At 60.6% G+C, this 20472-nt stretch carries 15 protein-coding genes and 1 pseudogene; 12 read left to right on the forward strand and 4 right to left on the reverse strand.

What is annotated here, in order from left to right:
• Positions 1-117: 117 nt before the first annotated feature.
• The 5 genes and pseudogenes from AB7M26_RS20020 (at position 118) to AB7M26_RS20040 (ending at position 4426) form a co-directional block, all read left to right on the forward strand.
• Positions 118-975: a sugar phosphate isomerase/epimerase family protein gene (locus tag AB7M26_RS20020; RefSeq protein ID WP_123494824.1), complete on the forward strand. Its 858-nt coding sequence runs from the start codon at positions 118-120 to the stop codon at positions 973-975.
• Entirely contained in the window at positions 968-2017 is a 1050-nt protein-coding gene (locus AB7M26_RS20025; protein ID WP_123494823.1) for an isopenicillin N synthase family dioxygenase, read from the forward strand. The genes AB7M26_RS20020 and AB7M26_RS20025 overlap by 8 nt, the downstream gene beginning before the upstream one ends.
• Before the next feature lie 26 nt (positions 2018-2043).
• A complete protein-coding gene (locus AB7M26_RS20030; protein WP_123495393.1) occupies positions 2044-2841 on the forward strand; it encodes a transporter substrate-binding domain-containing protein in 798 nt (265 codons plus the stop codon).
• Between the two features lie 154 nt (positions 2842-2995).
• Positions 2996-3493, forward strand: a pseudogene (locus AB7M26_RS20035) (amino acid ABC transporter permease); the annotation flags it as partial.
• Positions 3494-3559: 66 nt separating this feature from the next.
• Entirely contained in the window at positions 3560-4426 is an 867-nt protein-coding gene (locus AB7M26_RS20040) for an amino acid ABC transporter ATP-binding protein (RefSeq protein ID WP_429378175.1), read from the forward strand.
• Positions 4427-4478: 52 nt separating this feature from the next.
• Here AB7M26_RS20040 and AB7M26_RS20045 read toward each other — a convergent pair whose 3' ends face one another.
• From AB7M26_RS20045 to AB7M26_RS20055, 3 genes are all read right to left on the reverse strand, one after another.
• Entirely contained in the window at positions 4479-5243 is a 765-nt protein-coding gene (locus AB7M26_RS20045) for a substrate-binding periplasmic protein (protein WP_123494821.1), read from the reverse strand.
• A gap of 129 nt (positions 5244-5372) precedes the next feature.
• Positions 5373-6278 (reverse strand): alpha/beta hydrolase, encoded by a 906-nt coding sequence (locus AB7M26_RS20050; RefSeq protein ID WP_123494820.1) that lies wholly within the window; start codon positions 6276-6278, stop codon positions 5373-5375.
• A 108-nt stretch (positions 6279-6386) separates the two neighbouring features.
• The gene (locus AB7M26_RS20055) at positions 6387-8162 is read right to left on the reverse strand and encodes a sigma-54-dependent Fis family transcriptional regulator (RefSeq protein ID WP_123494819.1); all 1776 of its coding nucleotides are present in this window, start codon (positions 8160-8162) and stop codon (positions 6387-6389) included.
• Positions 8163-8448: 286 nt separating this feature from the next.
• On the opposite strand from AB7M26_RS20055, the gene AB7M26_RS20060 reads away from it, so the two are divergent.
• The 6 genes from AB7M26_RS20060 (at position 8449) to AB7M26_RS20085 (ending at position 17528) form a co-directional block, all read left to right on the forward strand.
• Positions 8449-9924 carry a benzaldehyde dehydrogenase gene (locus AB7M26_RS20060; RefSeq protein ID WP_123494817.1) on the forward strand — a complete coding sequence of 492 codons (1476 nt, stop codon included), beginning with the start codon at positions 8449-8451 and terminating at the stop codon, positions 9922-9924.
• A 59-nt stretch (positions 9925-9983) separates the two neighbouring features.
• On the forward strand, positions 9984-10751 hold the full coding sequence (locus AB7M26_RS20065; protein ID WP_123494816.1) for a coniferyl-alcohol dehydrogenase: 768 nt from the start codon (positions 9984-9986) through the stop codon (positions 10749-10751).
• 101 nt (positions 10752-10852) lie between these two features.
• Positions 10853-12502 (forward strand): DUF1302 domain-containing protein, encoded by a 1650-nt coding sequence (locus tag AB7M26_RS20070; protein WP_123494815.1) that lies wholly within the window; start codon positions 10853-10855, stop codon positions 12500-12502.
• 15 nt (positions 12503-12517) lie between these two features.
• Positions 12518-13879 (forward strand): DUF1329 domain-containing protein, encoded by a 1362-nt coding sequence (locus AB7M26_RS20075; protein ID WP_123494814.1) that lies wholly within the window; start codon positions 12518-12520, stop codon positions 13877-13879.
• 69 nt (positions 13880-13948) lie between these two features.
• Positions 13949-15052, forward strand: a complete 1104-nt coding sequence (locus AB7M26_RS20080; protein ID WP_123494813.1) for a WD40/YVTN/BNR-like repeat-containing protein — start codon at positions 13949-13951, stop codon at positions 15050-15052.
• 52 nt (positions 15053-15104) lie between these two features.
• Positions 15105-17528 (forward strand): efflux RND transporter permease subunit, encoded by a 2424-nt coding sequence (locus tag AB7M26_RS20085; RefSeq protein ID WP_123494812.1) that lies wholly within the window; start codon positions 15105-15107, stop codon positions 17526-17528.
• Positions 17529-17603: 75 nt separating this feature from the next.
• On the opposite strand, the gene mhpT is transcribed toward AB7M26_RS20085, so the two are convergent.
• On the reverse strand, positions 17604-18821 hold the full coding sequence (mhpT, locus tag AB7M26_RS20090) for a 3-(3-hydroxy-phenyl)propionate transporter MhpT (RefSeq protein WP_123494810.1): 1218 nt from the start codon (positions 18819-18821) through the stop codon (positions 17604-17606).
• A gap of 334 nt (positions 18822-19155) precedes the next feature.
• Here mhpT and AB7M26_RS20095 point away from each other — a divergent pair, with 334 nt between their 5' ends.
• Positions 19156-20466: an OprD family porin gene (locus AB7M26_RS20095; protein WP_123494809.1), complete on the forward strand. Its 1311-nt coding sequence runs from the start codon at positions 19156-19158 to the stop codon at positions 20464-20466.
• Positions 20467-20472: the final 6 nt, after the last annotated feature.

The following is a 20472-nucleotide window of genomic DNA, read 5'->3' on the forward strand; positions in this document are numbered from 1 at the left end:
AGGATCCTCCCCACGGGACTGACGCCATCAGAGCAGCAGCCCGCAGCAACCCTTTCGACTGCCCAGTAACGCCACCAGCCCAATCCGCTAGTGGCCCGACGCAGCCGGGAGGAATGCATGAAGCTAGAGATTTTCCGCACGTTGTGGGGCTATACCGCCAGCAAGGCACAGGCCCTGGATGAATTGCTCGCCGCCGGCTTCGATGGCATCGAAGCACGCCTGCCGCTGCAGGCCAATGAGCGTGGTGAGTTCGGTGCTTTCCTGCGCAGCAATCGGGTTCCCTATATCTGCACGCTGTTCAGTGCTTACGATGTATTGCCCGACCAGAACGCCACACCCGCCCAACACTTGGCCGACATTGATCGCAAGCTGGGCTGGGCCACGGAGCTGACCCCACGTTTCGTCAATCTGCTGGCCGGCAACGACCGCTGGCCGCAAGCATTGCAGGTCGAGTTCTTCGGCCAGGCCATGGAACTGGCCGCCAGGCATGGGGTGTTCTGCAGTTTCGAGACTCACCGCGCCCGTTCCCTATACAGCCCTTGGGTAACCCTGGAACTGATCCGCCAACTGCCGGGACTGCGTTTCACCAGTGACATCAGTCATTGGGTGGTGTGCTGTGAGCGATTGCTGGACGACCCGGCCGACGATCTTTCGACCTTCGTCGAGCGTGTGCATCACCTTCAGGCCCGGGTCGGCTATGACCAGGGCCCGCAAGTCCCCCATCCCGCCGCCCCGGAATATGCCGGTGAACTGGCGTTTCATCAGCGCCACTGGGAGGCCGTCTGGGCCTCTCAGCTTCAGCGCGGGTATTCGGTCAGCACCCTGACGCCGGAGTTCGGTGCCGACGGTTATCTGCATCACTTGCCCTTCACCAATATGCCGGTGGCTGACCTTTGGACCTTGAACCAGTGGATGGCCCGGACCGAGCGCGAACACTTCGACCGTTTCACCCGTGAAGGAACCCGCCATGAGTAATACCTCATCAACCCAGGCCAACTTCAGCAGCATCCCGGTGGTGAACATCGCGGGACTCTTCAGTATTGAACTGGAGCACCGCCTTGCAGTGGCCGAGCAACTGGGGCGCGCCGCCAGCGATGTGGGCTTTCTGTACATCACCGGGCATGGCATCGATCCGGCGCTGATCGAGAGGCTGCGCCAGGCGGCCAGCAATTATTTTGCACAGCCGCTGGAAGCCAAGATGCGCCACTACATCGGCACCTCGCAAAGCCATAAGGGGTTCGTGCCCGAAGGTGAGGAGGTGTATTCCAAGGGCAAACCGGACCATAAAGAGGCCTTCGATATCGGCTTCGAAGTGTCAGTGGATGACCCCCTGTTCCTCAACCGTACGCCGCTGCTGGGGCCGAACCACTGGCCCGACGTGCCGGGCTTCCAGGGCGCGGTACAAAACTACTATCAGGCGGTGTTTGCCCTTGGCCGCCGGCTGTTTGATGGCTTCGCGTTGGCCCTGGGGCTGAAGGAGGGCTATTTCGATGCGCTGGTGACTCGCCCGCCCTCCAAGCTGCGACTGATCCATTACCCCTTCGACACCAAAGCCGTGGATGCCCCGGGTATTGGCGCGCATACCGATTACGAGTGCTTCACCATCCTGCACGCCGACCAGCCGGGGTTGGAGGTGCTTAACGATCAGGATCAATGGATCGATGCACCGCCAATGCCCGGGGCGTTCGTGGTGAACATCGGCGACATGCTGGAAGTCATGACCGCAGGTGCCTTTGTCGCCACCGCCCACCGGGTGCGCAAGGTCGCTCAGGAGCGCTACAGCTTCCCGCTGTTCTACGCCTGCGACTATCACACGCTGATCAAACCGCTGCCGGCTTTCGCCAAGGATGCCGGGGATTACGAGGCACTGGCGATTGGCGAGCACATGTGGAGCCAAGCGCTGCAGACCTACCAGTACCTGCGCAAACGCGTGGAAAACGGCGAGCTTGAGCTGCCGTCCCGGGCTCGAAAGCCATCGAGCTTCGGCCGCCTGAAAAACACCACCACTCATTCCTAAAAAAACAACCAACGGAGCTTCCCATGATGAAAACCCCCTACACCCTGACCCGACTGAGTCTGCTCGCCGCTGGCCTGTTCTGCGCCAGTACCGCCTTCGCCAGCACCGCGACCCCCGGTGTGTTGAAGGTCGGTATGGAAATCACCTACCCGCCGTTCGAGTCCTACGACGCTGACAAGAATGTGGTCGGCTCCGACCCTGAGTTGGCTCATTCCCTGGCCAAGGCGATGAGCGTCAAGGCCAACTTCGTCGATACCAAGTTTCCCAATCTGATCAACGGCCTCAACGCCGGGCATTACGACGCGATCATTTCCGGCATGTACATCACTCCCGAACGCCAGCTCCAGGCCCGCACCATCGCCTATGCCAACACTGGCGCCGCGATCATGGTGCCCAAGGGCAGTGAGTTGACCCCGCAGGTTCCCGAGGACTTGTGCGGCCTGAAGATCGGTCTGGAGCAGGGCACCACCTGGGTGGCCAAGTTCAACCAGTTGTCCAGCGACTACTGCGTGCCGAACAACAAAGGCGCCATCACCGTCAACGAATACCCCTCGGCTCCCGAAGTGACGCAGGCGCTGCTCTCGAAAAACATTCAGGCGCAGGTGGAAATCGCCGGTGCCGCGCACATGATCGCCCAGCGCACCAACGGGCGGGTCGTGGTCAGTTCGCAGAAGCTGGTTTATCCGCAGACCTTGGGCATCTACGTGAAGAAAGACGCCGACGCTACCTATCAGGCGCTAGTCAAAGCCCTGGCCGACAGTAAAGCCAGCGGTGAGTACACCGCCATTCTCAAAAAATATGATCTGGAACCGGTCTCCGAGTAATGGCTGAAACCGCGCCCTCGGTCGAGGGCGCGGCTCGTACGAGGTGTCTATGCAATTCGACTGGTCTTACTTTATTTCGCTGTTCTCCAAGACTGACTTCTGGGCGGCGAGCCTGACCGTCATCGAACTGAGTGCCCTGGCCTGGTTCCTGGGGATGGTGCTGGGCTTCGTTCTGGCATCAGCCAAGTTGTCCAGCTTGCCCTGGCTGCGCATGCCGGCGTCACTCTACATCTGGTTCTTTCGCAGCATTCCGCTGCTGGTGCTGGTGGTCTTCATCTACAACCTGCCGCAGTTACTACCCGGTGCCGGGCCGATCCTGTCAGTACCGTTCTATTCCGGCCTGTTGGCGCTGGTGGTCACTGAGGCCGCCTACATGGCCGAAATTCATCGTGGCGGACTGATCTCGGTCGCCAAGGGGCAGAAGGAAGCCGGCCGTGCTCTGGGTATCGGCCTGTTCGGCCTGCAACGGTTGATTGTGATTCCCCAGGCGTTTCGTATCTCACTGCCGACCTTGATCAACGAATACATCACAGTGGTCAAACTGACCTCGTTGATCTCGGTGATTTCACTGACCGAGCTGCTGACTGTGGGTCAGCGCCTGTATGCCCAGAACTTCCTGGTGATGGAAACCCTGGCGGCCGTGGGTGTGTATTACGTGCTGATCGTCACTGTGTTCGGCTTCGCCCTGCAACGCCTGGAACGCTACCTGGACCTCAACATGCGGACACCGCAAACCCTCGATAGCGCCTCTACAAAAGTACTGCGTGACAGTCTGGCGCCTGTCGCAACGAGCACGTTCAACCCCCCGGCCAAAGGCGCCGCCCCGGCCCTGCAACTGCAGGGCGTGCACAAACGCTACGGCGAACATCATGTGCTCAAGGGCATCGACCTGAAGGTACAAAGTGGCCAGGTGATTTCTATTATCGGCCCGTCGGGCTCCGGCAAGACCTCACTGATTCGTACGATCAATGGCCTGGAGCACATCGATCAAGGCGAAATCCTGTTGTTCGGGGAAAGCTTCATCAATGCCGGGGACAAACCGGATGGCCGTCGGGTTCGTCAGGGCGTACGGCGCATCGGCATGGTGTTCCAGAACTTCAACCTGTTCCCGCACCGGACACTGCTGGACAACATCAGCCTCGCTCCCCGTTATCATGGCATCGGCCGCGCACTGAGCGAACAACTCGCCTGCCAGTTGCTCGACAAGGTCGGCTTGTTGGCGCACGTCCACAAATATCCGCATCAACTGTCCGGGGGCCAGCAACAGCGCGTGGCTATTGCCCGGGCCATGGCCATGGACCCGGACATCTTGTTGTTCGACGAACCCACCTCGGCGCTGGATCCGGAGCTGGTTGGCGAGGTGCTTACGGTCATCAGCAATCTGGCCCGGGAAGGCATGACGCTGCTAATCGTCACCCATGAGATGGACTTTGCCCTGTCGATTTCCGACCGGGTGATCTTCATGGACAACGGCCACATACAGCTGGATGCCTCACCACAGGCGATCCGCGAGGAGCCTGAGGCTCATCGAGTGCGGCGGTTCATGGGGTTGCAGGAGCCAGCGCAGGAGGTATGTCTGTCTTGAATGGGTTTAGCCGCCCCGGCAATACGCAGACTGAGCGGCGCTGGCGGTTCCGTTACTGCGACAAATAGCTCTGTTGTATACGCGCCAAGGTGCCGTCATCGCGAAGCTTTTCTACCGCCTCACGCAGGTCTTGCACCAGTTGAGCGGAGCAAAGCCTGGAGCAAGCCAGATAGAGCTCCGCGCTGCTCATGACCGGGCTCATGAACAGTTTGCGTTCAGACATCTTCGACCAGATGTATCGACTCTCGGGAACACCGTTGAACCAGGCATCAATGCGACCTTTCAAGAGCATCTGCGCGGGGTTGTCGCCAATGGTCAGGGGGTAGATCTGCTCGTCGCTGAAGCCTTGTGCACGCAGGATTTCCTCCTGTGCACTACCGAGGCCGACGCCGATTACCCGGTAGGTTTTTTTCGCTTGCGCGACGCTGCTCACCGGCCGGTCGAGGCTGAAAAACGCGCGCTCCATGGGCATGATCGACGCGATCCAGGTGAAGTGATCTTCGCGTTCAGGCGTGCGAGACAATGGGGCTATCAGAAGATCCTGCTTCTCGCTGACGTGTTTTTGCGATCGGGCCCAGGGAAGCCCATGGACATGAGCGACATAACCAGCGTTGGCAATGGCTGTCAGGACGGCTTCTCCGACCATTCCGTGACCCTTGGCGTCATCGACAAACGTCAGTGGCGGAGCGTCAGGGATATACAGTTCGAGCGGCAAGGGGGCGCCACACGCGTTGTAGGCAATCAGCAGCGATCCCGACAGAAAAAATCTGCAAAGTGCTTTTGCGTAGGCATTTAATACCCATGAGCTTGCGCTCATGGTTGATAGTTCAGGCATTGAACGTAGAAGGGCGCCACAAGTCACCAGTGGATCACAAGGGGGGATGAGTCTACCGGCCGTTGTTTATTATTGGATACGGTCCGCCCCGCATTCTACGCAAACTTGAGGTCAGGTCACATCTTCCCCCAGGTGCCGAAGGAGGAAGGCGCTGATCTGGTCCAGTGCCCGGCGGGCTTCTTCGAGTTGATCGCTCATGGTCTGGAAGACATGAATCATTCCCGGCCAGACGTCCAGGTGTACCGCCACTTCGGCGCTGGCCAGGCGGCTGGCGAGCCGGGTTGAATCATCCAGCAGGCATTCCCGGCTGCCCACCTGGATCAGCACTGGCGGTAGACCCTGAAGGTCGCCGTATAGGGGGGAGGCCAGCGGATTCAGTGGCTCGGCGCCCTGCAGATAGGTGTCGGCCATAAGGGTCTTGCCAGCAAGCGGGCCGAGCAATGGATCTCGAGCCTTCTGCAAATTCCACGACTCTCCGGTCTGAGCCATGTCCACCCAAGGCGACATCACCACCGCAGCCGCGGGCAGCGGCAAACCAGCGGCCTTGGCAGCCAGCATCAGAGCCATGCACAGACCGCCGCCGGCACTGTCGCCGGCCAGCACCAGATGCTCGGCGTTCACACCGTTTTCGAGGAGTGCACGGTAGACATCCAGAGCGTCCTCTACGGCGGCCGGGAAAGGGTGTTCCGGGGCCAGGCGGTAATCGATGCACAGGGTACGAATCCGGCTGCGGGCAGCCAATTGGCTGGTGAGCGGGCGATAGGCCTGGGCACTGCCGAACGAATAGCCTCCGCCATGCAGATACAACAACACGAAGTCGGGCCGGGCATGTGTGGGAATGGCCCAAAGCCCGCTGACGCTGGCCAGATTGGCGGCCTCAAAGGTCACGCCCTCGGCACAGGAAGCGCTGCCGAAGAGTCGTTCGGCCTGTTGACGTTGTTGATCGATAGTCAGCGAGCCGAGGGGGGGCAGTTGGCTGAGTTGTTCGATGAGGCCGTCGATGTTGTTGTAGGGCATGTGGACTCCGGGCGCGTGTTATGAGGCAAACAAGTTAACTTTCAATATAGTTAATGTTAATAACTATATTGGCAAGTTAATTTCGTTTCATCCACAGCTCGGCCTGCATCAGGCTGATGCCTGTCGGTACTTCTTCAATCGGTAGGCAAACTGCGCACGACTTAATCCCAGCAGTCGCGCGGCGGCGGCCAGGTTGCCTTCACTCTTTTGCAGCGCTTCGTCGATCAAACGCGACTCCAGACCTTCAATGGAGAAGCCGTGTTCCAGACGAGCCAGAGTTTCCAGCAAGGCTGGACGAGGTTGCGTGCTGGCGGGGCTTGGGTCAGTGGCTGCGAGGCTGCCATTGCCGTCCAGAGAGTACGCCTCCTGCGGCATCGGTTCGTTACGAAACAGGTGAACCAGATCGATGGCTTGACCGTCTTCGCTGGCGATCAGACCACGCTCCACCAGGTTTTGCAGTTCCCGCACATTGCCGGGGAAGTCATAGCGCAACAACACCTTGAGCGCGCGCATGGTCAGCCCGGCCGGCTTGCGCGCGTAGGCCTGGCAGTAGCGCCGCAGGAACGCATTGACCAGCAACGGGATGTCGTCACGACGTTCGCGCAGTGGCGGCAACGTGATGGGGTAAACGTTCAGGCGGTAGAACAGGTCCTCGCGAAAGTCTCCGGCCGCCACGGCTTTGCGCAGGTCGACATTGGTTGCTGCCACCACCCGGACATCGACCTTGATCGGCTGGCTGCCACCGATGCGTTCGATCTCACGCTCTTGCAATGCACGCAGCAGCTTGCCCTGCCCGGGCAGGCTGAGGCTGGCGATTTCATCGAGAAACAGGGTGCCCCCGTGAGCCCGTTCGAAGCGTCCAGGGCGCGAATGAGTCGCGCCGGTATAGGCTCCGCGTTCGACCCCGAACAGTTCGGCCTCAATCAGATTGTCCGGGATCGCGGCGCAGTTGAGGGCCACGAACGGCGCTTGATGGCGTGGGCTGAACTGGTGCAACTGACGGGCGAACAATTCCTTGCCGACTCCGGACTCGCCGCTGAACAGCACCGTGGCTGGCGTTGGCGCAACCCGCTGCAAGGCGAGGGTCGCGGCGTTGAAGGCGGCGCTGGCCCCAATGGGTTTTGGCCCGCCGGGCATTTCGCTGTCGTCGTCCTGGGGCGCGGGCGCCGGGGCTGGACGCTGCTTGGGGGCGACGCTGGAAGGCGTGGCGGTGAGATAACTCAGATCCTGTTCGACATCGCCCCATTGCTCGGCAGTCTTGCCGATCACCCGGCAGCTCTCATGGCCCATGCCCCGGCACTCGGTCTCACGGAAGATCACCAGGCGGCCGAACAGTCCGCTGACATAACCGATGGCATAGCCCAGTTCGGTCCAACACACCGGATCCTGGCCGATCCCGTAGGCGGCGATATGCTCGTCGGCCTCGCAGGAGTGGTGCCAGAGGAATTCACCCTCGTAAAAGCCTGAGTCGGCGTCGAATTTGAAGTGCAGGGGTTCAACCTTGGTCATGCCTTCGAGTGTGTGCAGGCGCGTGCCGGCCGAGAAAACCGCCGCGGCATCGGCGTCTGGCCAGCGCTCGCGGATCAATCGCGCATCACGTGCGCCAGACAGATAGCCGGTGCGGGTAAACAGACCGCGGGTCTGTTCCAGTCCCTGGCGCTCGATAATCTCCCGCCGCAGCGCGCCGAAGGATGAACTGTGCAATAGCAGCATGCGCTGGTCGTTGAGCCAGATGCGCCCGTCGACAGGGGAAAAGAACAGGCATTCGGTCAACTCGGCCAAGGTCGGTGAGTTGCCCTCGGTCAGTTGAGTGCTGTCTCCTCGGGGGGAGAAATGTTCCTCCTGCACCGCGAGATGAGGAAGCAGCGAATGGGGATTATTCATTGTTATATGCCCCTGAGCGAGTCCACTGATCGAAATGATCAATTAGCAAAACAGTTATTAAACATAACTTTATCATTTGGACAAGTGGCCGGGTGTCGACCGGGCGCCAAACGGCTTGCCCTATTCATCAGTGCTCCCCTCAAACCTTCAGACCAGAGCCGTCGCCACTTAAAACGCGTGGCAATGGAGGAAGTCGGCACAGCCCTTGCTCTAGTGCTTTCACGACGCTGCATCGTTCTCGCGAGGCGCGTCAGGCAATTACAAACACAAGAGCCGGGAGACCGAAATGTCGGTAAGTGAACCATCTGATTTTCTGCGGGACGAGCTGTGGTGCGAACGCATCTTCAATGGCGACTGGATACGTCCATTGGGCGGCGTGAACAGAGTCATCGAGCCGGCCACCGGCGAGGTACTGACCGTCACCGGTTTAGCCGATGCGGCGGACATCGCGTTTGCCACCCTGACTGCCGCCCGTGTTCAACCGGCCTGGGCGGCATTGGGGCCACGGGAACGCGCAGAGATCTTTCGCAAAGCCGCAGACCTGGCCCAGCAACATTTTGCCGAACTGGCGCTGTACATCGCCCGGGAAAGCGGCGGCAGCCTGTTCAAGGGTGAACATGAGGTTCGCGAGGCGATCGTCTTGCTGCATCAGGCCGCCGGTCTGCTGTCGCAACCCCATGGTGTGGTTCTCCCAAGTGAAGCGGGGCGTTTGTCCTATGCACGGCGGTTGCCCCATGGCGTGGTCGGGGTGATCTCGCCGTTCAACTTTCCCCTGGTGCTCTCCCTGCGTTCGGTGGCACCGGCGCTGGCGGCCGGTAATGCGGTGGTGCTCAAGCCCGATCCGCAGACCCCGGTCAGTGGCGGTTTCATCATTGCCCGGTTGTTCGAGGCGGCCGGTTTGCCAAAAGGGTTGCTGCAGGTTTTGCCGGGCGCAGCCGTGGCCGGTGAGGCCCTGTGCCGCGACCCGCATGTTCGGATGATCGCGTTCACCGGTTCGACTGCAGCCGGACGCAAGGTCGCGGAGGTGGCTGGCCGTCATCTGAAAAAAGTCGCCCTGGAGTTGGGCGGCAAGAACTCGTTGATCGTGCTCGAAGATGCCGATCTTGAGTTGGCGGCGAGCAATGCCGCCTGGGGAGCCTGGCTGCATCAGGGGCAAATCTGCATGGCCACCGGACGCATCCTGGCCCATGAATCGATCGCTGAGGAACTGGTCCGCCGGCTGGCAGAGAAAGCCCGGGCAATCACGGTCGGCAATGCCGCTCGTGGCGAGGCGGTATTGGGGCCTTTGATCAACAAACGACAGTTGCAACGCGTGCATGAAATCGTCACGGAGAGTGTGACTGCCGGCGCAACACTGGAAGCCGGCGGCGAGTTTGAACAGCTGTTCTACCAACCCACCGTGCTTTCCGGCGTGCGCCCGGGCATGCGCGCATTCGACGAGGAAGTCTTCGGCCCGGTCGCCACGGTGGTGAGTTTTGCCAGCGACGATGAGGCCATCGACCTGGCCAACCGCACCGAGTATGGCTTGTCCGCGGGGATCATTTCGCCTTCGGTCGGGCACGCGATGGCGATTGGTGAGCAACTCAATTGCGGTCTGCTGCACATCAACGATCAGACGGTGGCCGACGAGTGCATCAACCCGTTCGGTGGGCGCGGCAGCTCGGGAAATGGCGGTAGCGTTGGCGGCCCGGCCGACTGGGACGAATACACCCAATGGCAATGGGTGACGGTCAAGGATAAGGCGCCACGCTACCCGTTCTGACGGACAGGACCAGACCGACGAGGTCGGGCGAGTACACAAAAATAATAAGAGGACTCAACATGAAACTCGACAACAAGATTGTGCTGGTGACCGGGGTCTCCTCGGGTATCGGCGCCGCTACTGCAAGCCTGCTGCGCGCCCACGGCGCCCACGTGATTGGCGTCGATCTGAAGGCCCCGCACATGACCCTGGATGGTTTTGTTCAGGGCGATCTGAGCAGTGCCGAGAACATCGACCGGCTCCTGCCGCAGTTACCGGCACGGATCGACAGCCTGTGCAATATCGCCGGGGTACCGGGCACTGCGAACCCGCAATTGCTGGCGCAGGTCAACTACCTGGGGTTGCGTCACCTGAGTCAGGCATTGCTGCCGCGCATCACCGCTGGCGGCAGCATCGTCAATATCGCCTCGATCCTCGGCGCCGAGTGGCCATTACGCCTGGAGCAGCACAAGGCGCTCGCACGCATCGAAGGTTTCGCCGCCGCGCAAGCCTGGCTGGCCGAGCACCCTGTACCGGACACGACCTGCTACCAGTATTTCAAGGAAGCCTTGATCGTCTGGAATTACCTGCAGGCCCAGCCCTGGTTTCTTGAACATTCAGTGCGCATGAACAGCGTGGCGCCGGGCCCGGTCTTCACGCCCATCCTCGGCGACTTCGTGAGCATGCTCGGTGAAGCACGAACCCAGGCCGATGCCCATCGCATGAAACGCCCCGGTTATGCCGATGAGGTGGCGGCGGTGATCGCTTTCCTGTGTGCCGACGAGTCGCGCTGGATCAACGGCGTGAACCTGGCAGTCGATGGCGGATTGGCCTCCACCTACATCTGAAACGCACACCTGTAGACAGCGGCGCAAGCCGCTAACTGAGCGTGTCGGCTGGCGCCATGCGTGCAAAGCCATGCCAAAAATAAAAATAATGAGGAGCGTCCATGGACAACGTTAAACGTTGCTTTCGTTTCAAGCATTGCACCCTGTTTCTGGCGTTATGCAGTGCAGGCGTGATGATCGAAAGGGCCGAGGCCATGCAAATGGACCTGGGGGATTCGGACTGGAAACTGCGTTGGGACAACACCATCAAGTACAGCCAGGCCTGGCGTCTGCAAGGTCAGGACAGCCGATTGGTCAACGCACCGACCGCCAATGGCCTGTACCCCTCGATCCAGAGTCAGGGCGATAAAAACTTCAGCCGCGGACTGGTCTCCAACCGTCTGGATCTGTTTTCTGAAATGGACCTCAGCCGGCAAAACTATGGGCTGCGTGTGAGCGGCGCGGCCTGGTACGACGATATCTACAACCAGGACACCGACAGCAGCGAGCAACCGCATTTCCTCAGCGAAACCCGCGAGCTCCACGGTCGCGACGCGGAAATTCTCGACGCCTTCGTGTTCCTGCGCGGTGACCTCGGTGAAGATTCCCAGGGCGTGGTGCGTCTGGGCCGGCACAGCCTGATTTACGGTGAAAGCCTGTTCTACGGTGGCAACGGCATCGCCAATGCCCAGGGGCCGACCGATGTAGTCAAGTTGCTCAGCGTGCCGGGGACCCAGTTCAAGGAAATCCTGCGCCCGGTCAATCAAATCTCCGGGCAGTTGCAGATCAACCCGCAGTTGTCGGTGGGCGCTTACTACCAGTTCGAGTGGGAGCGTTCCAATCTGCCCGGCGCCGGCAGCTACCTGAGCGATGCCGATGCCATCGGTTATGGCAGCGGTTCCCTGCGCGAAGTGTTCGGCAACGACACCGTGAATGGCGGCGATCTGAAACCGCGAAATTCGGGGCAGGGCGGCATGCAGATTCGCTTCAAACCGACCGGGACCGAACTGGAGCTGGGTTTCTACGCCGCGCAGTATCACGACAAAGCCCCGATTGGCTTGTACGCCTACCTCGACGGTGCAGCCGCGGCGGCCACCGGGCTGCCGATCCTGAGTTCCTATCGTCAGGTCTACGCCGAAGATATCAAGACTGCCGGCGTCAGCTTCTCTACTGCCTATGGGCCGTTCAACTTTGCCGGTGAAACCTCCGTGCGCTGGAATGCGCCACTGGTGAGCAACCTGCAAGTGGTGACCCCAGGCATGGAGGCCGATGGCGGCGATGACTCACTGTTTGCCCGGGGCAAAACCGCTCACGCCAACCTGTCGGCAATTTACCTGCTATCGCCTGGTGCTTTTTGGGATGGCGGCTCGGCACTGGCCGAACTGGCGTGGAACCGCACTCTGAGTGTCACCGAGAACGCCGCGGCCCTGGATTCCAACACCACCCGCGATGCCACTGCGTTGCGGGTATTGATGGAGCCTGCGTACTTCCAGGTTGTCGACGGGATCGACCTGACCGTGCCAATCGGCATGGGCGTGGTGCTCGACGGGCGTTCTTCGGCCGTCAACAAGTCGGGCTTCGGCAATACCCATGCTGGCGACTGGAGTGTCGGACTCAAGGCCACGTATCTGCAGCGCTGGGATGTCGGCCTGAACTACGTGAACTTCTTCGGTGCGCCGAAAGCCGGGCTGCGCGAAGACGGGAATTTCAGCTATGGGCAGTCGCTGGCCGACCGCGACTTCGTTTCGCTCTACGTGAAAACCTCATTCTAATAAGGTGGATTCGCCATGCAGAACAACGCTTTCCTGAACACTTGCGTCCTCACCCTGGCCCTGGCTGGCATCAGCCTGGCGCAGGCAGCGGTGTCGCCTGAACAGGCTGCACGTTTGAAGTCTGAACTGACGCCCCTTGGCGGTGAGCGGGCCGGCAACGCCGATGGCAGCATCCCGGCCTGGGATGGCGGCTACACCAAGGTCGCGCCGGGCTACAAGCCGGGTGACAAACGTGCCGATCCATTCGCCAGCGAGAAACCGCTGTATTCGATCAAGGCCTCGAACATGGAGCAGTACGCCAGCGGATTGGCCGAAGGCACCAAGCTCCTACTGAAGAAATACCCGGACTATCGCCTGGACGTATACCCGACCCATCGCTCGGCAGCGGCCCCGCAATGGGTGTATGACAACACCGGCAAGAATGCCACCCGTGCCACGCTGGATGTGGACACCGAGAAAGTCAGCAACGCCTATGGCGGTATCCCGTTCCCGATCCCGGATAACGGCGCGCAAGTGCTGTGGAACTACCGGTTGTCCTGGCAGGGCGGCGAGACCATCAGCGCACCTTTTGATACCTGGCTGATGACCGCCGGTGGCAAGAAGGTCCAGGCGACCCGAGCCCTGTTCAGCTATCAGTTTCCCTACTACTCCGAAAGCGGCAGCCTGGAAAATTTTGCCGGCAAGTACCAGATCGGCAAGCTGCTGACCGAACTGCCGTCATCCAAGGCTGGCGAAGGCCTGATGACCCATTGGGACATGGACCCGGCCAACCGTGCAGCCTGGCAGTATCTGGTCGGCCAGCGCCGGGTACGCCGAGCGCCGAACATCGCCTATGACACCCCGGACTTCGTCACCTCTGGCGTCGGTCTGTTTGACGAAGCGTTCATGCTGTTCGGGCCTACCGACCGTTACGATCTCAAGCTTGCGGGCAAGAAAGAACTGATCGTCCCTTACAACAATAACCGCGCCGGCCTGGCCAAGAGCGACGACCTGGTCAAACAGAACTTCCTCAATCCTGATCTGGTGCGCTGGGAGAAGCATCGGGTCTGGGTGGTCGAGGCCACGCTCAAATCCGGCAAGCGCCATGTGGTGCCGCATCGGACCTACTACGTCGACGAGGACTCCTGGCAGATCCTGATGGTCGACGGGTATGACGCTCAGGGCAAACTGGGTCGGCAGATGTATTCGCTGACGCTGTTGGCACCGGACTTGCCGGCGCTCACTGCGCAAGTCATGTGGGGCAGCTACAACCTCGATACCGGCGCCTACTTCCTTAACTCTTCGAGCAACGATCTGGCGGTCCAGTACCAGACGATCGCAAAACCTTCGGCTTCCTTTTACACACCGGATGCCATGGCCAACGAAAACATGCGTTGAACTATGGAGCGCCGTGACGAGCGAAAAACTCGTCGCGGTCGCTGGCGATTTTCCAGGCGGGATAAAGACATGAACGTTGAAAAAATCTTTGCGAGTTTCGGTCTGCGATGGAGTGCCTGCGCGCTGGCGCTGTGTCTGTTGGCGAGCACGTCCATGGTTGCACAGGCCGCGACGTTTGCTGTGCTACAGCAGCCGGCACTGCCGACCGCCAAGGCCGCGCGCGCGGTATTGCTTGGGTTGGCCCGGGCTGGCGAGCGTCTGGTGGCGGTCGGCGAGCGCGGCATCGTGTTGCTCTCGGATGACTCTGGAATGACTTGGCGCCAGGCCCGTGTGCCGGTCAGCGTCAGCCTGACCGCGGTGCAATTCGTCGATGCCGAGCAGGGCTGGGCGGTCGGTCATCTGGGGGTGGTGTTGCACACCGAGGACGGTGGTGAAACCTGGCACAAGCAACTCGACGGTGAGCGTGCCGCCGCGCTGGCGGTGCAGGCCGCGGAGCGCGATGCCCATCAGCCGGGCGGCGCCAGCAACCTTGCGCAGGCACGGCAGATGCTGGATGACGGGCCGGATAAACCGTTTCTCGACCTGTACTTCAGTGACCGCCTGCATGGCTACATCGTTGGCGCCTACAACCAGATCTATCGCACCGACGACGGCGGGCGAAACTGGCGGCCGTGGATGCAGCATGTGGACAATCCGCAGGGCCTGAATCTTTATGGCATTCGCGCTTCGGGTAACAACCTGCTGCTGGTAGGAGAGCGCGGTCTGTTGTTGCGTTCGACCGATGCCGGGCATTCGTTCCAGCCTCTGAAATCACCTTATGAAGGCAGCTTCTTCGGTCTGCTTGGCACCCGCGCAGGAGCGTTGATTGCCTATGGATTGCGCGGCAACGCCTGGTGGTCCGAGGACCGTGGCAGCAGTTGGCGACGCCTCGACACCGGCATCGAATCAACACTGGCGACCGCCATCGAGCTGCGTGACGGCAGCCTGCTGTTGGCCAGTCAGAGCGGTGAACTTTTGTTCAGCCATGACCAGGGTCGCAGCTTCGACAAGCGCCAGAGCCGAAGCGGCGGGACGGTCGCTGCCGTGCAACAGACAGCCGACGGCAGTCTGGCCAGCGTCGGCTTGAGTGGCGTGGCCACTGATCAGGATCCGCGGGCCTCCGCCAAACCTTGAAACTTCACGGTGTAGCGCTATCGGGCCATGGCCCGTGCAACAGGAGTCAGACTTGAAAGACGACAAAACCCAAACCGTGATCGGCCGCCTGGAAGACTTCGACCAGGCGTCGGGCAACTTCGCCGAGCGAATGATCTTCAACCATCGGCCGCTGGTGATCCTGCTGTGTCTGCTGGTGACGCTGGTGCTCGGTTGGCAAGCCACACGCATCGGCATCAACGCCAGCTATGAGAAGACCATCCCTACGGGACACCCCTATGTCGCCAACTTCCTGGAGAATCGCAGCGAGTTGAGCGGTCTGGGCAACTCGTTGCGGATTGCCGTGGAGGTCAAGCAGGGCAGCATCTTCACCAAGGATTACCTCGACACCCTGGCCAGGCTCAACGACGAGCTTTATCTGCTGCCGGGTGTCGATCGGCCCTATATGAAGTCGTTATGGACCCCGACCACGCGCTGGACCGCCGTGACCGAGGAGGGGCTCGATGGCGGCACCGTGATCCCCGACGATTACGATGGCTCGGCGAGCAGCATCGAGCAGGTGCGGACCAACGTCGCCCGTTCCGGTGAGGTCGGCCAATTGGTCGCCGGCAACTTCAAGTCCAGCGTGATCTTCGTGCCGTTGCTCGAAGTCAGTCCGCAGACCGGCAAAGCCCTGGACTACGGCGAGTTCTCCCGGCAGCTGGAGGCGCTGCGGGACAAGTACCAGACCGATGAACTGCGAATCCACATCACCGGGTTCACCAAAATCGTTGGCGATCTGATCGAGGGGCTGACCCAGGTCTTGTTGTTCTTCGTGATGGCCGTAGTGGTGACCGTGGTGGTGCTTTTCGGTTACACCCGCTGCGCGCGCAGCACCCTGGTGGTTGTGACCTGTTCGCTGGTGGCCGTGCTCTGGCAGATGGGCCTGCTCGCGATACTTGGGTTTGAGCTGGACCCGTACTCGGCGCTGGTGCCGTTTCTGGTGTTTGCCATCGGCATGAGCCATGGCGCGCAGAAGATGAACGGTATCATGCAGGACGTCGGTCGTGGCACCCACCGGGTAGTGGCCGCGCGTTATACCTTTCGCCGACTGTTTGCCGCCGGGATGACCGCTTTGCTCTGCGATGCGGTGGGCTTCGCCGTATTGCTGCTGATCAACATCCGGGTGATTCAGGACCTGGCGATCACCGCCAGCCTCGGCGTGGCGGTGCTGATCTTCACCAATCTGATTCTGCTGCCGATCCTGCTCAGCTATATCGGTGTCAGCCCGGCAGCGGCGCAACGCAGCCTGAGTTCGGAAACCGCCGAACTGCAAGCACAGATCAAGCATCCATTGTGGCGTGTGCTCGATCTGTTCACCCAGCGGCGCTGGGCCATTGGCGCCATGCTGGGCGGCCTGCTGCTGGCAGCATTCGGTTTTGCCGTGAGCCTGAACCTGAAAATCGGCGATCTCGATCCTGGCGCCCCGGAGTTGCGCGCCGACTCGCGCTACAACCGCGACGCGCTGTTCATGACCCAAAACTATGCGGCCAGTTCGGATATTTTCGTGATCATGATCAAGACGCCGGAAGATCAGTGCACGCGCTACGCCAGCCTGTCTGCGGTGGACGCGTTGGCCTGGCAACTGGAGCAATTGCCTGGCGTGGAGTCGACCACTTCAATGGCAGCGCTGAGCAAGATCGCCACGGCCGGTTACAACGAAGGCAACTTCAAGTGGTATGAGCTGATCCCCAATGACGGCGCGCTGGGCGCCGTGCAGACCCGTGCACCGCGGGAACTGTTCAATCAGGGCTGTTCGATGCTGTCGCTGTACGTTTACCTGTCCGATCACAAGGCCGATACCCTGAATCGGGTGGTGGAGGCGAGCGAAGCCTTCATCGCTGCGCATCAGGTGCCAGAGGTCAAATTCATGCTGGCCGCCGGCAGCGCCGGCATCGAAGCCGCGACCAATATCGTGGTGAAAAAATCCATGCACGAGATGCTGTTCTGGGTCTATGGCGCGGTCAGCCTGCTTTGCCTGCTGACCTTCCGTAGCTGGCGTGCAACCCTTTGCGCGATGCTGCCGCTGATGCTCACCTCGATTCTTTGCGAGGCGCTGATGGTGGGGCTGGGCATGGGAGTAAAAGTGGCGACACTGCCGGTCATCGCGCTCGGCGTGGGGATCGGCATCGACTATGCGCTCTATGTGTTGAGCGTGATCCTGGCTCGAATGCGTGCCGGTGACACTCTGGCACTGGCCTATTACCAGGCGCTGTTGTTCACCGGCAAAGTGGTTCTGCTGACCGGCATGACACTGGCGGTTGCAGTATCAACCTGGGCCTTCTCGCCGATCAAATTCCAGGCCGACATGGGCATCTTGCTGGCCTTCATGTTCCTGGTGAACATGCTCGGTGCCTTGATCCTGCTGCCGGCACTGGCCTGGCTGCTGTTGCCGCAGAAGGTCTTCGCAAAAAAGCCTGAGGCGAGCGTGCTTGTGGAGTGGGTCAAGGAGAGCTGAAGGGGCTCGGCACGCCGGCCCCTGTGGGAGCAGGCTTGCTCGCTACCACAGGTCTCGCGTTTTAACTGACGGGAATCAGGCCTTGGCCTTTTCCATCGATACAGTTAGTGGGACCGAACGGGCAATCACGCTGATGATGGTCAGTGCTGCAATCACCAACCCGGGGGAGGTCGCCAGCAATACGCCGGTGGTGCCGGCCCCGGCCGCCAGAATCTGCCCAGCGGCCAAGGGCCCGGCCACTGACCCCAGGCGCCCGATGGCCACTGCCGCGCCGACGCCGGTGGCACGCACCAAGGTTGGGTACGACGGCGGTGCCAGGGCGTAAAGCACCAGTTGCGCAGCCATCACAAACAACCCTGCGGCAAACCCGGCGATGCCCATCGGGACAATGCCCACCGACAGGCCGACCCCGGCCAGCGCCACCAGTAAACCGGTATAGACAAACAGCACCACCTTGATGCCGTTGCAGCGATCCAGCAGCAGCCCGCCGAGCAGGGAGCCGAGGGCGCCGCCGATATTGAACAGCATTTGCACCAGGCCCGCCTGGGGTTTGCTGAAGCCCTGTTCCAGCAGCAGTGATGGCAGCCAGTTGAGCAACATGTACATCACGGTCAGGGTGAAGAAGTAACTCAGCCACAACGCCAGGGTAACGCGAGCCCGGCCTTCGCCGAACAGTGCCTGGCCGGTTGAAACGCGCGCCACATTGACAGTCCCTTGCTGCTGGCGAAAGGCGCTGGACTCGGGCAGCAACAGGATCATCAGCGGCACCACCAGCAACGGCGCGAGACCGCCGATGATGAAGGTCGCCTGCCAATGATCGGTGAACAGCATGGCGACCACCGCCGCCAGTGCTCCACCCAATGGCACGCCGGCATACATGATGCTGATGGCGGTACCTCGGCGTTGCTCTCCCACGGCTTCGGCGCACAGGGCGATCAGGTTGGGCAGGGCGGCGCCCAGGCCCAGGCCGGTCATGAAACGCGCCAACAGCAGGCTGGAGAAAGTACTGACGTAGGCAGTGCTGAGCGAGAACACGCCGAACAGCAGCACCGCTGCGATGAGGATTTTCTTGCGACCAATGCGATCGGCAATCCAGCCGCCGAAGAAGGCGCCCGGCAGCAAACCGATGATGCCGGCACTGAACACCCAGCCCATCATTTTCGGGTCCAGGGCAAAGGTCTGGCGCAAGCCCGCGGCAGCAGTGCCGGCAGCTTGCAGGTCGAAGCCTTCAATCAGTGCAACGATAAAACACAGGGCGATGGTCAGCGTCGTACGACGTGATGGGGTGTCCATGGCGAACCTCATTATTGTTTTTGTGGGTGTGCTGACGGGTGAACGCGAGCCTGCTCGCCTAAAGCGGTGACAGGTTGAAATTAAGATTAACAAAGATAACTAAAAAATGAACGGTCAAGGATATTCGCTAGAAAATGTCATTAATTCCATATAAATCAATGTCATGACGTATGACTTAAGATGGATCTAAAAAATAGATAATAATATTAATGTTCGTTTATCGGTCATTATGGATTGACGCCACCCTCAGCTCTTTCCATTCTCTGGCCTGAGATTTCTGGGGCAACCCTAGCGATCCCGTTCAAAAAACAACAACAATAAGTGGACATCGAACATGCCAACGCTCCCTTGGAACGCCCTTGCGGTGACTTCAGCCTTACCTGTTCGCGCACCCCGTCTGGTCCTGTTGGGCTTGAGTGTGATTGCCACCCCGGTGCTGGCCGAAGGCTTTATTGACGACAGCCACGGCACCTTGACCTTGCGCAATTACTACCTGGACCGGGACTACAAGGATGACGGGGCGAAAACCGCGACCAGGGAATGGGCTCAGGGTTTCATCATGAATGTGGAGTCGGGCTTTACCCCGGGGGCTGTCGGCTTCGGCCTGGATGCCCGCGGGCTGATGGGGGTGAAGCTGGACTCGTCGCCGGACCGCAGCGGCACCGAGTTGCTGCCGGTATCCCGCAGCGACAAACGGGCGGCGGACGAGTATTCGCGCCTGGCCATGACCGCCAAGATGCGTTTTGCCCAGACCACGGTTAAAACCGGTGATGTGTCGATCTTCCTGCCGTTCGCTTTCGCCAGCCCGTCGCGGCTGTTGCCGCAGACTTTTCGCGGCACCACCCTAAGCTCAAAGGACATCGACGGACTGACCCTCAACACTGGCTACATCGATCGTATCAACAAGCGTGATTCCACGGACTACCAGCCCATGAGCATCGCCTCGCCGAACCGGCGTTTCAACGGCGCGGCCACTTCATCGCACATGGCCTATGTCGGCGGCGATTATCAGGTGAACAAGGACCTCAGTCTGCGTGCCTATCACGCCGAAGTGGCAGACCTGTACCAGCAGAACACCCTGGCCTTGCTGCACAATCTGCAGGTGGGCGAGGGTACGCTGACCACCGATCTGCGCAGTTTTTTCAGCGACGAAGATGGTAGCGCCAAGGCCGGCAAGGTGGACAACCGCAACTTGTCGGCGCTGTTCGGCTATCGCTTCGGCGGTCATCGCCTGAGCCTGGGCTATATGCACGCCAGTGGCGACACGGCGACGCCTTATGTATCGGGCACCGAGTTGATGGGCATGAGTGAGCTGACCATGAGTTCGGACTTCCTCAATGCGAAGGAGCGGACCTGGCAAGCGATGTACGACTATGACTTCACCGCCGTCGGGGTGCCCGGGCTGAAGAGCCGGCTACGTTATGTGCGCGGTGACCATATCGAGCTGACGGCACTGAATGCCGACGACCGTAAGGAGCGAGAGTTCCAGATGGAACTGGGGTATGTCATCCAGAGTGGCCCGCTGAAGAACGTCGGGCTGATGGCGCGCAAGTCGATCTATCGCAATGACTTCCCCGCCGGCGCGGCATTTCGCGATGAAAACCAGACCCGCTTTCTGGTGCTCTACACCGTACCGATCTGGTAAGTCGTT

This window comes from Pseudomonas sp. F-14 TE3482, assembly GCF_053629455.1.

Coding starts and splice junctions, on each gene's coding strand:
- AB7M26_RS20020 (WP_123494824.1), top strand. CDS start 118: ATGAAGCTAGAGATTTTCCGCACGTTGTGGGGCTATACCGCCAGCAAG.
- AB7M26_RS20025 (WP_123494823.1), top strand. CDS start 968: ATGAGTAATACCTCATCAACCCAGGCCAACTTCAGCAGCATCCCGGTG.
- AB7M26_RS20030 (WP_123495393.1), top strand. CDS start 2,044: ATGAAAACCCCCTACACCCTGACCCGACTGAGTCTGCTCGCCGCTGGC.
- AB7M26_RS20040 (WP_429378175.1), top strand. CDS start 3,560: ATGCGGACACCGCAAACCCTCGATAGCGCCTCTACAAAAGTACTGCGT.
- AB7M26_RS20045 (WP_123494821.1), bottom strand. CDS start 5,243: ATGAGCGCAAGCTCATGGGTATTAAATGCCTACGCAAAAGCACTTTGC.
- AB7M26_RS20050 (WP_123494820.1), bottom strand. CDS start 6,278: ATGCCCTACAACAACATCGACGGCCTCATCGAACAACTCAGCCAACTG.
- AB7M26_RS20055 (WP_123494819.1), bottom strand. CDS start 8,162: ATGAATAATCCCCATTCGCTGCTTCCTCATCTCGCGGTGCAGGAGGAA.
- AB7M26_RS20060 (WP_123494817.1), top strand. CDS start 8,449: ATGTCGGTAAGTGAACCATCTGATTTTCTGCGGGACGAGCTGTGGTGC.
- AB7M26_RS20065 (WP_123494816.1), top strand. CDS start 9,984: ATGAAACTCGACAACAAGATTGTGCTGGTGACCGGGGTCTCCTCGGGT.
- AB7M26_RS20070 (WP_123494815.1), top strand. CDS start 10,853: ATGGACAACGTTAAACGTTGCTTTCGTTTCAAGCATTGCACCCTGTTT.
- AB7M26_RS20075 (WP_123494814.1), top strand. CDS start 12,518: ATGCAGAACAACGCTTTCCTGAACACTTGCGTCCTCACCCTGGCCCTG.
- AB7M26_RS20080 (WP_123494813.1), top strand. CDS start 13,949: ATGAACGTTGAAAAAATCTTTGCGAGTTTCGGTCTGCGATGGAGTGCC.
- mhpT (WP_123494810.1), bottom strand. CDS start 18,821: ATGGACACCCCATCACGTCGTACGACGCTGACCATCGCCCTGTGTTTT.
- AB7M26_RS20095 (WP_123494809.1), top strand. CDS start 19,156: ATGCCAACGCTCCCTTGGAACGCCCTTGCGGTGACTTCAGCCTTACCT.